This is a genomic window from Tangfeifania sp. (assembly GCF_055108615.1).
The window spans coordinates 1-14,728 of sequence record NZ_JBSQIC010000005.1; the positions used below are offsets into that span (position 1 = coordinate 1).

The window sequence follows — 14,728 nt, forward strand, 5'->3', positions numbered from 1 at the left end:
TTTCTAAAAATGGAACTATCTATGAACTTGCAAGATTAAAGGGAATTATTGAAAGTAATGAAAGTCATGAAGGAATTAAAGCAACTATTGTTCCATATGAAGTTATTGGGAATGATACTTTGAAACTTTTTTCTAATAGTTCTGATGAACAAGGAAGAAATGTAACTAATAATTATGGAGAATTTGAGATGGAATTTGATAAAAAAGTTTCAGATTTAGAAGATGTTCTTTTGATGGCCCGTCAAGGAACTCCAGAAAATTATGAGGGATGGGTTAGAGTTCAGAATATTCCAAAAGAAAATTTAAAAAATGTTTTAGTTAGGACAGTTCCTTATGAACCTTATGAAAATCGGAAAGATGAATTTAAGAGTTTTGTTTTAGAAACTACTCGTTTTTCAAATCCTTTTCCCTATCTTGGTGTAAGATTTGATTTTGATGGAAGTATTCTTGGAGGATTACCTGAATTTGAAAATTATAAAGGTCTTGAAAGAATAAGGATTTTGGATGAAGATCCATATACAGGCGGAACTTTTACTGAAGAAGAGCAAGAAGTGTTTAAGCAGAAATTATTGGATAAAGAAAATATTGGAGGAATTATTGGACATTATGAAATAAAACCTGAACAAATTGTATTTGGAAATGATACAACTTATGAAGATTATGTTTGGAATGAAATTTTTGAACCTGCCAAGATTCTGCCTTCTAAAGGGATTATTGTTGTTGTGCCTCGAAAAGATCATTATAACACAGGGGATGCAATGTATATTCTTGATAGTCCTCCAATACATTCAAGAGGGATCGTCTATCTTAAAGCAGGAAGATATGGGTGGGGAACATTCCCTCACGAGATGGGGCATTTGTTTATTAGTGCAAATCATCCTGAATCTTTGTATGGAGAGACAATTATGAGTTCTCCAAGACCAGAGATGACTGGACCAGGTCCTGCGGATAAAAAATTGGGAAGTATTGTTTATGAAAATAGTTATTTGGTAAAGCCTGAAAATTTATCATTCAAAAGGCCTGATTATATTAAAAATATTCTTAGAGATGATTTTAAGTGAGGTTTAGAATGAATTATTTTTGATTGATAATCTATACACTTTTTAAGAAGACTATCAAAATCACTTTCCTTTTTCCAGGATTTTTAATGAAATCTTCCGATCCTGCCAAATACAGGCTGGTTTCCCGCTGAACTTCACAAAAAATTATGGAAAATACGAGTCTGCGTAACCATCACAATATCAACAAACTAACGATGCAGCCAAGCAAACAAAAAAAAACGAAATTTTATGCCGGCCTGTTTGTTCCACGTGGAAAATCATATAAACCAACAAGTTAATCTGCGTTGTTTATTTTCAATACAATTAACTATTTTTGCTGAAAATTTATTGTTTTGAAAAAAGGGTTAGTTATAAAATCGACCGGTAGCTGGTTTGCAGTTGAGGATGAAAACGGAGAGGTTTTCGATTGCAAGGTTAAAGGCAATTTTCGGATTAAAGGAATAAAAAGCACCAATCCGGTTGCTGTTGGCGACAAGGTGGATTTTATCATTCAGGATGATCCGGAAAGCCATTTTGATAAAAAACGGGGCTGGATAACTGCAATTGAAGACCGTAAAAATTATATTGTCAGGCGATCACCCAATCTTTCAAAACAATCGCATGTTATTGCTGCAAATATCGACCAGGCAGTGCTGATTGTAACCATTGCCTGGCCGGTTACAACCACCACTTTTATCGACCGGTTTCTTGCCTCAGCCGAAGCTTACCGGATTCCTGTTCTGCTTGTTTTTAATAAAACGGACAGGTACGATGCAGAACAAACTGAAAAAATGAATGAACTGATAGCCATCTATTCCAAAATTGGTTACAAATGCCTGAAAACGTCTGCTGAAAATAGAACAGGATTGGATGATTTGAAAGAAAACCTGAAAAACAAAACGAATGTAATTAACGGACACAGCGGGGTAGGGAAGTCAACCCTTATAAATTTACTGCAGCCCGGCCTCAACCTGAAAACGGCTAAAATTTCGGATACGCACAAAACGGGGAAACATACCACTGCTTTTACGGCCCTTTATAAATTATCGTTTGGAGGATACGTAATCGACACGCCGGGAATTAAAGGTTTCGGGATGCTTCATATGGAAGCCTGGGAAATTTCCCACTATTTCCCTGAGATTTTCAGGATTTCTAAAAATTGCCAGTACAATAACTGCTCCCATACACACGAACCGGGCTGTGCCGTTAAAGAAACTGTAGGAAATGGAGAAGTAGCCCAAAGCCGGTTTATAAGTTATTTGGGGTTGCTCGAGGGAGATGACAAATACCGAAAACCTTATTAATCAAGCCGAACCAGAAATAAACCCGCCGCCAATTACTCGTTTATCTTCGTAAATTACAGCTGTTTGCCCATTGGCTACCATAGCAACAGGCTCTTGCAACTCAACGACAACTTCATCCTGTGGTAAAATGCGAATCCTGCAAGGTGTTTCCTGTAATCGATACCTGATTTTTACTGTATAAATTTTTTCAATATTCAATGCTTCAACATGAACAAAATGAGTGTTTTGCAGGTACAATACAGAACGATACAATTCATCAAAATCGGCTAAAACCACTTCATTGGTTTCGGGTAGAAGTTCCTGGACAAAAACAGGTTTATTCAGATGAATTCCCAATCCTCTTCGTTGTCCAATAGTGTAGTGAAAAATACCTTTGTGTTTTCCCAATACTTCTCCTTTTCTGTTAATGAAATTACCGGGTTCAGATTTTAATCCCAATTCAGTGAGGTATGTTCTATAATCATTCCCTTCAATAAAACAGATGCCCATACTCTCATTTTGACCAGAAAGTAATTTAAAACCTTTATTTTCAGCATATTTGCGAACATCATCTTTAAACATATTCCCCAAAGGAAAAATCAGGCGCTGAATCAAATTTTGTGATAATCCCCACAGGAAAAATGATTGATCCTTCTCATTATCCTTACCGACTGAAATATATTTTCCGCCATTATTCACCACAATATTTACATAATGTCCGGTGGAAATATAATCACACAAGAATTTATCAGCATACTTTTTCAGGTTATGAAACTTTACTTGCGGATTGCAGACTGCACAGGGAAAAGGAGTATTTCCGTACTTATAGCTATTGACAAAATAACTGATAATCAATTCTTTAAACTCATTTCTTAAATCAATTGTATGATGATTGATTTCTAATTTTTGAGCTAAACGCTTCGCTTTTAAGGCACTGGGATGATGGTCAATATCGCTGTTCCCTGAAAATAGAAATGTTATACCAATAACTTCAAATCCTTTCTCCTGAAGGATTATTGCTGCAACAGAACTGTCGATTCCACCGCTCATTCCAAGTAAAACTTTCCTGCTCATTTCTGTTTCTCCGGATGAAAATATTGAAATAAAATAGTTGCTTTTTGATTTCCAACTGACTTAATAAGAGATTCTTGTGTCGCTTCTTTAATATTCTTTACCGATTTAAAATCGCGCAATAATTTCTGTGCTGTCTTTTCTCCAATCCCGGGAATATGCAACAATTCAGAATCAGTCATACTTTTGGATCGCTTTTGCCGGTGAAAAGTAATACCAAATCTGTGCGCTTCGTCCCTAAGTTGTTGAATTACTTTTAATGTTTCGGAGTTTTTATTGATATATAACGGAACAGAATCACCGGGAAAATAAATTTCTTCTAACCGTTTTGCGATTCCAATAATTGAAATAACTCCTTTCAAATTAAGCTTTTCCAACGCTTTAACAGCAGACGACAACTGTCCTTTTCCGCCATCAATAACAATAAGCTGAGGAATCGGCTTGTTTTCATTTATTAAACGTTTGTAACGCCTGTACACAACCTCTTCCATCGATGCATAGTCATTTGGTCCGGAAACAGTTTTAATATTGTAATGGCGATACTCCTTTTTAAGTGGTTTTCCATTTTTAAAAACCACACAAGCAGCTACAGGATTAGATCCTTGTAAGTTACTGTTATCAAAACATTCGATTCTGTGGGGCAATTCTGTTAATTTTAAATCAGATTTTATCGTGTTTAAAACACGTTCTTCCCTTATTTTTGGGTTCTTTTGTACCAGCTGTTTATCCTTTTCAAGCCTGAAATACCTGGCATTCCGGTAGGATAGGTCCAGTAATTTCTTTTTATCACCCCGCTGGGGTACTTTAAACACGACATCTTTCAATTGTTGATGGGGCAAAAACGGTACTAAAATTTCTTTGGCATTACTGAATATTTTCTGCCGGATATCTACAATTCCGGCAAGCAGTAGCTCTTCGGACGCTTCATCCAGGATCTTCTTAATTTCGAGTGTATAGGTTTGAATAATAGCCCCCTTTATAACCTTCAAATAATTAATATACGCAAACATGTCATCCTGATCGATTGTAAAAACGTCAACATCTGAAATAGTTGGAGAAACAACAGTTGATTTACTTTGATAACGTTTAAGGGATTCATATTTTTCTTTAATCTCTTGTGCATCTTCAAAATTCATTTCAGAAGCCATTTCATCCATACGTTGTTCCAAATGCTTAATAACCCCTGAAATATTTCCTTTTAAAATATTGGTAATATCCTCAATTCCCTGGTTATACTTTTCAGCCGAAACAAGCCCTTCACATGGCCCTTCGCAATTACCAATGTGATATTCAAGGCAAATTTTATATTTGCCGGATTGGATATTCTCTTTGGTTAATTGATAATTGCAGGTTCGCAATTTATACTCTGATTTAAACAGATCCAGCAGTGTGCGCACAGTATAAATGGAGGTGTAGGGACCAAAATATTTGGAACCGTCTTTAATCAAATTTCGGGTTTTAAAAACCCGCGGGAATGGTTCATTTTTAATACAAATCCATGGATAACTTTTGTCGTCTTTTAGCCGGATATTATAACGTGGCTGGTATTTTTTTATAAGGTTATTTTCAAGCAGCAGCGCATCCTGTTCGGTTTCAACTACCAGATGTTTTATATCGGCAATATTACGTACCAATAAAGCAGTTTTATGGTTGTCATGCTGTTTTGAAAAATAGCTGGAAACACGTTTTTTGAGGTTTTTAGCTTTCCCTATGTAAATAATTTTACCTGTATTGTCAAAAAACTGGTAGATGCCCGGTTTCCCGGGAAGCACGGAAATCAGGTTCTTTAAATAATCAATATCTCCATTTTTTGACTGGTATTTCACAAAACCTAATATTTAACCAAAATATGTGGATTGAATTTTTGGATTACTTTTTTTTGCGGGGTCTTAATAAATTCAAGATCGCAAACAAAACTGAAATAAACATTCTTCACACCAACTCTTTTCAATATATTATATACCGCGTTGGCTGTGCCACCTGTGGCCAGTAAATCGTCGTGAATTAAAACAACATCTTCTTTTGAAATCGCGTCGCTATGCATTTCAATAGTATCCGTTCCATACTCAAGTTCGTAGGTTTCTGAAATTTTATCGGCGGGTAATTTTCCCTTTTTTCTAACTGGTACAAAACCTGCATCTAATTCGCGGGCCAATGCACCACCAAAAATGAATCCACGTGATTCAATTCCCAAAACTTTTGATATGTGTTTTTCCTTAAATTCTGTTACTATCTCATCAGTAACAAACCGAAAAGCTTGCTTGTCTTTTAAAAGCGTAGTAATATCTTTAAAACTTATTCCTTTGGTTGGAAAATCAGGAATCTCCCTGATTTTACTTTTTAAATCCATGATTGATTTGGTTTTTTGTTCCACGTGAAACATTAAATTTATCTGCCAAGCAAAATTAATAAAACATTTATATCGGATGGAGAAACGCCTGAAATTCGTTTGGCTTGCCCAATGGTTTTGGGGTTAATTTTTTCTAATTTTTGGCGGGCTTCTGTTGACAAAGATTTTAATTCATCATAATTAAACTTATTCTCAATATTAATATTTTCGAATTTATCTAACTTTTCGGCCAGTAATTTTTCACGGTTAATGTACCCTTCGTATTTTATTGAAATTTCAGCTCCCCCAATAATTTCCTTTTTTCGCTCACCCGGAACCCTTTCAATAAACTCCTGAAAAGGGGAGAGGGTTTCTGCCAAGTCAAATATCGAAACCTGAGGGCGTAAAATTATGTCGTGAAGTTTAACGCCTTGCTTTAATTCGGATGTTCCTTTTTCTGTAAGTAACTGATTTACAAACTTTGGCTTAACACTAAACTTTTTAGTAAAGTCAATAATCTGTGCAATAAGTTCAGTTTTTTGCTTCAATAATTTCATGCGTTCTGGAGAAGCAAGACCCAAATTATAGGATTTTTCGGTTAAACGTACATCGGCATTGTCCTGGCGAAGTAGAATTCTAAATTCGGCCCGGCTGGTAAACATACGATAAGGTTCATCAACACCTTTTGTAACCAGATCGTCAATTAAAACCCCAATGTAAGCTTCATCGCGTTTCAGGATAAAATCATTGCCGGAATCATGACACCTCAGGTGCGCATTTATTCCCGCAACGATTCCCTGGGCACCTGCCTCTTCATAACCGGTTGTACCATTAATTTGCCCGGCTAAATATAAATTGCTGATAAGTTTTGTCTCAAGCGTGTGATGAAGCTGAGTGGGTTCAAAATAATCGTACTCGATAGCATAACCCGGCCGGAAAATTTTTGCATTTTCAAGTCCGGGAACTTTTTGCATTGCTTTATACTGCACATCCCAGGGCAGGGAAGAGGAAAACCCATTTAGATAATACTCCACCGTGTTTTCTCCCTCAGGTTCCAGAAATAGCTGGTGCTTCTCTTTTTCAGCAAAAGTTACCAATTTGGATTCTATGCTTGGACAATATCTGGGTCCTGTACTCTGAATAGTTCCATCAAACATAGGTGAAACCTCAAATCCGGTTTCCAGCTCTTTATGAACAATTGGGTTGGTATATGTAATCCAGCAAGAACGTTGTTTTAATTTCGACTGCGTACCAGGCAGATATGAAAATTTAAAATTGTCCTCATCACCTTTCTGTTCAATCAATTCTGAAAAATCAATTGTTCGTCCATCGATACGTACCGGGGTTCCGGTTTTTAACCTGCCGGTTTTAAACCCTACTCCCAATAATTGTTCAGAAATATCATACGAAGCAGCCTCGCCAATTCGTCCACCTTTCATTTGCGATGAACCCACATGTATCAGCCCATTCAGAAATGTACCATTCGTGAGAATTACTGTATTGGCCTGAAATTCAACGCCAATTTTAGTACGAACTCCTGTTACCTTCTTGTCATTTAACAACAATGATGTGACCGCATCCTGCCACAAATCAAGATTCGGAATATTTTCGAGGGTATTTCTCCAAAATTCAGTAAACCTGAAACGGTCGTTTTGTGAGCGCGGGCTCCACATTGCCGGCCCTTTGGATAAATTTAACATGCGAAACTGAATAGTACTTTTATCGGCAATAATACCTGAGTACCCACCAAGTGCATCAATTTCGCGAACAATCTGACCTTTGGCAATGCCACCCATTGCAGGATTACAGGACATTTGAGCGTACTTTGTCATGTCCATGGTAATCAGTAATGTTTTCGACCCCAGGTTGGCGGCTGCCGCTGCTGCTTCGCATCCGGAATGACCTCCCCCAACTACTATAACATCATATTTTAAATTCATTCTTTCAATCTCCTAAAATCTACCTTCGCCAGGTAATAATTTTCTTTTTGGCGCATCACCTTTTGTTCTGCTTCGGTTTTATCATTGTATCCTATCAAATGTAAAACCCCATGAAAAATTACCCGGTACAACTCCTCTAAAAATGCGACTTCAAATTTAGCGGCATTATCTTTAATTCTGTCTGCACTAATAAATAAATCGCCCGATATTAATAAATCCTCAACATAGTTAAAGGTAATTATATCTGTATAATAATCATGTTGAAGGTGTTTTTTGTTCATTTCCAGTAAATAATCATCAGAACAAAAAATTACGGAAATATCTCCCGGCTCTTTCCCTTCTTCAATAATTAACTGTTGTAACTGGTTTTTAATGAAATCCTGATTGGTTTCAAACGATGCAATATCTTCAAAAAAAAACGCTATATCACTCACTTACATTTAATTTTAAACTGAACACAATTTCCACTATCTTTAAACTCGATTTCGTTGCTCAACGATTTAATGATGTGAATTCCTCTTCCTGATTCCTTTTTAATATTATGCCTTTGAGTTGGGTTTTCAAGGTTATTGTAATCAAATCCATCCCCTTCATCACTAATTTGTATGGTAATAAATTCTTTTTTACAATCAGCCTGAATGGAAACCTGTTTATTACAGTCGTTTCCGTTACCGTGCTGAATGGAATTAACCACAGCCTCTGATAAACACAAAAATACACGCTTAAAATATTCATCTGACAAATTATTTTTTCTGAAAAATGAAAGTAAAAAATCCTCTGTCTTTTTTAACTCACTTAAATCAGATTTAATAACCAGTATTTCAGGAGCTTCAGTCAATTTTATTTACTATCAATGTTATTTAAATATTGTTTGTATTTATTATTATAAAAGTTGGTCAGCTTGTGCGAATTCCTGTTTAAATACTCAATTGAAAAGTTTTCATCTTCATTATACTCGAAAAATTCGGCAGGGTTACTGTAAAAATCTTCGGCAGTGCGGCTTTCGCGTTTGTCTTCAAATTCACGTTCGAGTTCAGCTTTTTCAGCTTCAAGTAAACGGGTTGTAATCTTGTTTTGACGGGCAATCATTTCCGCATTCACATTCTTGTTCATCAATTGTTTGCGGTTTTGTTCAAGTATGTCATCAATTTGCTGAAGCGCTTTTCGCGCGCCGCTGCCAACTTCTCCGTTATTCATAATCTCACGCAACATTTGCTGCATCATTTCGTGTTGCATCAGCGACTGGCCCATTTGCTGGTTCATTGGCTGTCCCTGGCCGTTTTTCATCTGATCAATCATTTGCTGCAACTGTTGTTTAATATTTTCCGATTGTTGTTTAAGGAGGTTCATTCCGGGTTTGCCCTGCCCGGGATTTTCACATTGCTGATTGCCCGGTTGCGCATTGGCCATTTGCTCCTCGAGGTTTTGCAACGCCTCGTTTAACATGAGCGCCAGGTTATTGGTAGCTGTAATTACATATTGCTGGCTGGCACGTGCATTCGGGAACTGGGCTTCATCCATCTGTTCCCGTGCTTTATCGAGGTTCATTTCCATTGAAAGCAGCTCGTTATTAACCATGCTGCCGAGAGCAGGAGTTCGTTTGGCCAACGCATACAACGAGTCTTTCACAATCTGACTTTGATCTCTTATTTTCCGTTGTTTCTGGTTCAATTCATTCAACACCGGATCATTTGGACTTATGCTTGTCAGTCCTTCCAAAACCTCTTCCTGAGTAAACGAGAGATAAATCAAATTGCTTAAAATTTGTCGCAGATTTTGAATATTTTCCATGTTTTGCTGCATGGTGTTTGAATTGAGCATTTGCTGCATGGCAAATGCCGTATTTTTCATTTTTTCTGAAGTGTTTTTAATACTTGAACCTGATTTTTTCTTGTTCTTTTTACCAAGCTCTTCCTGGCTTTCCTGCATGTTATTTTTTATGTCATCGAGTTCTTCATGGAAATCATCGAAATTCATTGGTTTTTCGAGTTCCTCGTTCATCTGCAGGGCATCGTTTATTTCCTGCTCAAGGTTATTCAAATCCTCTTCGTGATCACTCACTTTTTCACTAACCTCTTCAAAATTAGAATTTTCAGAAACTTCATCAGCAAGATTTTCTTCCTCACCGGCCATTTGGTTGATATCATCAATTACACTCTGAAGTTTCTGTTCCACTTTCATTTTGCGCAACATCTCAAGGTTGCGGTCAAGTTGTTTTTGCAAATCTTCGTAGCTCAAATCCATTTGATCCGACAACTGGTTGAGCTTTTTACTGTTGAACTCCTCGGCCAGCTTGTTGAATTCTTCCAGTAATTCCTTCAGTTCATCCGTAAAAACATCTTCCAGTAATTCTTCAATCTGCTGTTGTTTTTCCCTAATTTCATCATTTTGCTTATTGAAAGAATTCATGTAATTGTTCAGCTCCTCATTATTTTTTTTAATCTGATCATATAACTGCTCCAGCTTGTTTTGTTTTGATATTACATCGTTTACCATCTGCGATTTTTCCCATTCCGAAATGTTGGAATCCATGTTTTTAACACGCAGGTTTTGTAAATCGTTCTGAATTTCTTTGGCCAACTCCTGGCTTTGCAGCAGTTTATTTTCAATGTCTTCAAACTTCTCTTTTTCGCTGGCTAATAATTCTTCCTTCTCCGGAATTTTAAATACAAAATTATCAGAAGTTGTTGTTTTGTAATTATTTATAACATCGTTGTCGGTAACCGAAAAATAGTAGAAAACAGTGCCTGATTCATCGGAAAGGTTGGCAAAATTATAACTAAAATAAAAATCCTGGTCGTTTAAATTTTTGACAATAGGAATAGAAACGGCCGAATCAGTATTATTAATATTGTAATGAAATTTCAGATCAGAAAACCCGTAATCATCGCCGATAACCCCTTTAAAAAAGAAACGGGTCATTTGCAGCGAATCCTGAATTCGCACAATTTGAATCTCCGGGAACAGGTCCGGCACAACATCAATTCCATAAGAAAGTGCCAGTTCGGGCTCTGTTACATCATTTTTTATATACACATTGTACTTTGATGAATTGAAAAACTGCCTTTCAACCGTGAAACCATTGTCAGTTTTTTGGGCACCAATAGTTGTTGAATCGTTGAGCGCCAAATAAACCGTATCGATGTCAATTCCCTTAAAGTTCCATTCTAATTTTGTTCCGTTAGGCACTTGTAAATCGCCTGTGTTTTGGTGCTCCTGGTTTGGCAGTCCGGTATATTTAGGTGGAAAAACTGAAACATTAAAATTTGTAATTCCCGGTTTTGGCAACAACTCTAACTGGTGCACATCTGATTGATATTTCAAATCGGTAAAATAAAACTGAACCGGGTTAATAACCGACGCTATTTCATATTCGAACACTCCGGCTGAAGTGTTTTTCATCAGGTAATTATTCCCTTCAATATTAATGTAAACTAATTGTGGTAGTTCATTTCCACTGCATTCAACCTTAATTTTATGGGAATTGCCTTTTTGCACTTTCAAATCGGTTGTTAGCAGGTTGAATGAAAAAGGCGCGGGTTTTACAAATTCAGTATTAAAATGTACAAGCCGGTTGGTAGCGGTGGTAAAAATTGACCTGTCAACAATAAAAATGGTTGAAGTTACCAGCAGGCTAAATAAAAAATAGTAAAGGACCAGCCGCAGATTTTTAAACTGAACAGCGTCGTTAAAATTGAAAATACTTAACTCATTAATTTTCTGGTCGATACTGGCCAGCACAATTTCGTTGGAATAATTTGAATCTGAAATACTTGACAACTCAATAATATTCAGCAATTTATCTTTAATATCACCAAAATGTTTCTGGACCAGCTCCGAACTCTTTTTAATGTTCATGGGTTTTAAAACATGCAGTAGCTTTAAAACCGGTACCATTATAAACTGCAATGTGAGTAAACCGCCAAAAATCACAAAACCGTAAAACAGTATTTTTCGTATTTCGGAAGACAGATAAACAAAATATTCAACAAGTGAAAAGGCAGTGTATAAAACCAATAGCAGAAATAAAGTGAGCAAAACACCCTTCACAAGTTTATACAAATAGTATTTAACCCGAAAGGAATTTAGTTTATTAACAAGTATGTTGAAATTTTCAGTCATTTATTCTAATTTATTTACCAACAGCATTTTAAAAAACAGCAACTATTAACAATTGTTTTAACACATGGTGAAAAAACAAAATTAATCTTTTATAATAAAATTTGCATTCGTAAACTTTTTTAACCGATAAAATTATTTTACAATATCAATTCAAAATCTTTTAATTTTTTCGGCCAATTTCTTCACAAATAATAAACCATTAATAACTTAATTTGAATTTGTATGATTAGTATTAACAGGTTGTGGAAAAAATAATTAATTATTTATGGAACAACAAATTATTAGTAAAAAGTATGTTTATAATTTGTTAGATATTACGTGTAATGTATATTTAAAAGTTATTAAAAATAGTAATCAACAGTTATGAACAGACTATAATTATTAGTATTAATCTATTACTTTTGTTTTAATTAATATAATATAGAAACCTTGAAAATACTTTTAGTAGAAGACAACTTATTAAATCAAAAAGTAGTTGGTTTTCATTTAAAGAAAAAAAATTATGAGGTTTTAAATGTAACCAACTGGCGCGATGCCCTGGAAAAAGTAAAAAGTAATTCGTTCGATTTAATTTTAATGGACATTATGCTCCCCGAAAAAAATGGTTTCGAAATTACAGATGAAATCAGGAAATGGGAGGCAGAAAAAGGGATTAATGACGGGGTGCCGATAGTGGCGCTGACTGCCAATACTCTTGATAACGACAAAGAGAAATGTTTGAATGCAGGAATGAACGATTATTTGCCAAAACCATTTTCTCCAGAAGAATTATACACTGTAATTGAACAACTTACAGGTGAAGGGAATGAGTGAAGAAATTGACATCAGAGGTGAAAATTATCCGGAAAGCGACAGGGAACTCGACCGGAAACTCAGGCCGCTGCAGTTTGACGATTTCAGCGGACAATACCAGATTGTTGAAAACCTTAAAATTTTTGTAAAAGCAGCTTCGTTGCGTAATGAAGCTCTCGACCATGTATTACTGCACGGCCCGCCCGGGCTGGGAAAAACCACCTTGTCGCATATTATTGCCAACGAAATGAATGTGGGCATTAAAATTACTTCCGGCCCTGTATTGGATAAACCCGGCGACCTGGCCGGTTTGCTTACCAACCTTGAAGAAAGGGACGTCCTTTTTATCGACGAAATTCACCGGTTGTCGCCCATTGTGGAAGAATATCTTTATTCGGCCATGGAAGATTTCCGGATCGATATAATGATTGACAAGGGGCCCAGTGCACGTTCCGTACAACTGGAACTGCAACCGTTTACCCTGATTGGTGCCACCACCCGTTCGGGCTTATTAACATCGCCGCTGCGGGCTCGCTTTGGCATTAATTCGCACCTCGAATATTACGACAATACCGTTTTAAAAGAAATTGTAAAACGTTCGGCACAAATTCTTGAAGTAGAAATTGATGAAGATGCCGCTGAAGAAATTGCCGGTCGGAGCCGCGGAACACCGCGAATTGTGAACTCGTTGCTGCGCCGTGTGCGCGATTTTGCGCAGGTAAAAGGAACCGGGAAAATTGATATCGATATTACAAAAATGGCATTGAAAGCCATGAATATCGATAAATACGGGCTGGATGAAATGGACAACCGGATTCTGCTTTGCATTATCGATAAATTTAAAGGCGGACCGGTGGGAATTACAACCATTTCAACAGCAGTGGGAGAGGACAGCGGAACCATTGAAGAGGTGTACGAACCATTTCTGATAAAAGAAGGATTTATTAAACGAACACCTCGCGGAAGAGAAGCTACCGAACTGGCATATAAACATTTGGGAAGAGTGAAATATGGCGATAATCCCACACTATTCTGAAGGAACCAACTCAATCTCAAATACGCGCGGCCACCATTTACCGGTTACAAAGAGACGGTCATTTTCAGCATCCCAGGCAATTCCGTTCATGTAATCGATTTTTTCACCCGGTTTCTGATACATGTTCAGAATGCCGTTCATATTTATTTCAGAAAGTACTTTTCCTGTTTCCGGGTCAATTTCAATAATCATTTCGGTGGTATATATATTGGCAAAAAGTTTACCGTCAATATATTCCAGCTCATTTATATTGTTGATTATCCCTTTGTTATTGGCCACCTGAATGCGTTTTATTTCAGAATAATTTTCAGGGTCGAGCCAAATAATTTCGTGCGAACCGTTGCTCATAATCAGGTTTTGTCCGTCGTTAGTCAATCCCCAGCCTTGTTGTGATTTATACTTAAAAGAGTCGATTAATGCAAAATCGCTTAAATTGTAAACGAAACCTTTTTGGGCGCGGTAAGTGAGCTGGTAAATTTTATCGTTCAAGATGGTAATTCCTTCCCCAAAATATTTATCGTCTAAAAGGTATTCATGCAAAATATTTCCCGTTTTCAGGTCAGTTTTAAATAAGCCCGAAGATCCGTTTTCGCCTGTGCCTTCGTATAAAAATCCGTTGTGTATTTCCAGTCCCTGTGTATAAAAATTGGTGTTATGCGGATAGTTGTTCACGGTTTTGTAGGTGAATTGTTGCGGTTCAATATCAGAAACCACATTTACCGAAATAACCCGCGTGTTGCTCACACTGTCGGTTTTCATGGCCACTACCCTGAAGATATTCCGTCCAACATTTTTGAGTACCACATTTTGGGCCCTGAATTCGAGGTCGCTGCTCTCTTTTATCAGTTCGTCTTCATAATAGAGTTTAATGTTGTCAATTTCGCCGTTGCGCAGTTTGGTTTTTACATCAACTGCAACTGAATTTCCGTAAATATAATTTCGGGCACGCGGTTCAATTGTAATGCTGCTTACCGGTTTTCGCGAACGTTTTGGTTTGTTCGAACAGGAAATAAAAGTTACGAACAAAAAAATAATCAGTACTGCCGGGAAAAAAGTTTTATTCATTTTCAACAAAATTTCTTTTCAAAGATAAAATTTATATAAATACTATCTTT

The 14,728-nt window shown here is 36.6% G+C and carries 12 protein-coding genes; 4 read left to right on the top strand and 8 right to left on the bottom strand.

Translation table 11 applies throughout. The features are described 5' to 3' along the window. Both ACTCNA_RS01975 and rsgA read left to right on the top strand, forming a co-directional pair. Nucleotides 1-1,061: hypothetical protein (locus tag ACTCNA_RS01975; RefSeq protein ID WP_462946219.1), on the top strand; the 1,061-nt coding region annotated here is incomplete at its 5' end. Nucleotides 1,062-1,393: 332 nt separating this feature from the next. Beyond that, complete coding sequence (gene rsgA / locus ACTCNA_RS01980; protein WP_462946220.1) at nucleotides 1,394-2,344, top strand: ribosome small subunit-dependent GTPase A; 951 nt, start codon at nucleotides 1,394-1,396, stop codon at nucleotides 2,342-2,344. Here rsgA and mnmA read toward each other — a convergent pair whose 3' ends face one another. From mnmA to ACTCNA_RS02015, 7 genes are read right to left on the bottom strand one after another with little or no spacing between them, the layout of a single operon-like run. Next, nucleotides 2,345-3,397 carry a tRNA 2-thiouridine(34) synthase MnmA gene (gene mnmA, locus ACTCNA_RS01985; RefSeq protein WP_462946221.1) on the bottom strand — a complete coding sequence of 351 codons (1,053 nt, stop codon included), beginning with the start codon at nucleotides 3,395-3,397 and terminating at the stop codon, nucleotides 2,345-2,347. Continuing rightward, entirely contained in the window at nucleotides 3,394-5,220 is a 1,827-nt protein-coding gene (gene uvrC / locus ACTCNA_RS01990; RefSeq protein WP_462946222.1) for an excinuclease ABC subunit UvrC, read from the bottom strand. The genes mnmA and uvrC overlap by 4 nt, the downstream gene beginning before the upstream one ends. A 5-nt stretch (nucleotides 5,221-5,225) precedes the next feature. After that, nucleotides 5,226-5,744 (bottom strand): adenine phosphoribosyltransferase, encoded by a 519-nt coding sequence (locus ACTCNA_RS01995; protein WP_462946223.1) that lies wholly within the window; start codon nucleotides 5,742-5,744, stop codon nucleotides 5,226-5,228. A gap of 38 nt (nucleotides 5,745-5,782) precedes the next feature. Beyond that, nucleotides 5,783-7,663, bottom strand: coding sequence for a tRNA uridine-5-carboxymethylaminomethyl(34) synthesis enzyme MnmG (gene mnmG / locus ACTCNA_RS02000; RefSeq protein WP_462946224.1), 1,881 nt, complete (start codon nucleotides 7,661-7,663; stop codon nucleotides 5,783-5,785). Further along, entirely contained in the window at nucleotides 7,660-8,097 is a 438-nt protein-coding gene (ybeY, locus tag ACTCNA_RS02005) for an rRNA maturation RNase YbeY (protein WP_462946225.1), read from the bottom strand. The genes mnmG and ybeY overlap by 4 nt, the downstream gene beginning before the upstream one ends. Next, nucleotides 8,094-8,501, bottom strand: coding sequence for an ATP-binding protein (locus ACTCNA_RS02010; protein WP_462946226.1), 408 nt, complete (start codon nucleotides 8,499-8,501; stop codon nucleotides 8,094-8,096). The genes ybeY and ACTCNA_RS02010 overlap by 4 nt, the downstream gene beginning before the upstream one ends. 2 nt (nucleotides 8,502-8,503) lie before the next feature. Further along, the gene (locus tag ACTCNA_RS02015; RefSeq protein WP_462946227.1) at nucleotides 8,504-11,521 is read right to left on the bottom strand and encodes a DUF4175 family protein; all 3,018 of its coding nucleotides are present in this window, start codon (nucleotides 11,519-11,521) and stop codon (nucleotides 8,504-8,506) included. Nucleotides 11,522-12,214: 693 nt separating this feature from the next. Between ACTCNA_RS02015 and ACTCNA_RS02020 the strand changes: the two genes are divergently transcribed. Continuing rightward, complete coding sequence (locus ACTCNA_RS02020; protein WP_462946228.1) at nucleotides 12,215-12,598, top strand: response regulator; 384 nt, start codon at nucleotides 12,215-12,217, stop codon at nucleotides 12,596-12,598. Continuing rightward, nucleotides 12,591-13,613, top strand: a complete 1,023-nt coding sequence (ruvB, locus tag ACTCNA_RS02025) for a Holliday junction branch migration DNA helicase RuvB (RefSeq protein WP_462946229.1) — start codon at nucleotides 12,591-12,593, stop codon at nucleotides 13,611-13,613. Before ACTCNA_RS02020 ends, ruvB begins: the two co-directional genes overlap by 8 nt. Here ruvB and ACTCNA_RS02030 read toward each other — a convergent pair. Beyond that, a complete protein-coding gene (locus ACTCNA_RS02030) occupies nucleotides 13,605-14,678 on the bottom strand; it encodes a glutaminyl-peptide cyclotransferase (protein WP_462946230.1) in 1,074 nt (357 codons plus the stop codon). The two genes, ruvB and ACTCNA_RS02030, sit on opposite strands and share 9 nt — an antisense overlap. Nucleotides 14,679-14,728 lie beyond the last annotated feature (50 nt).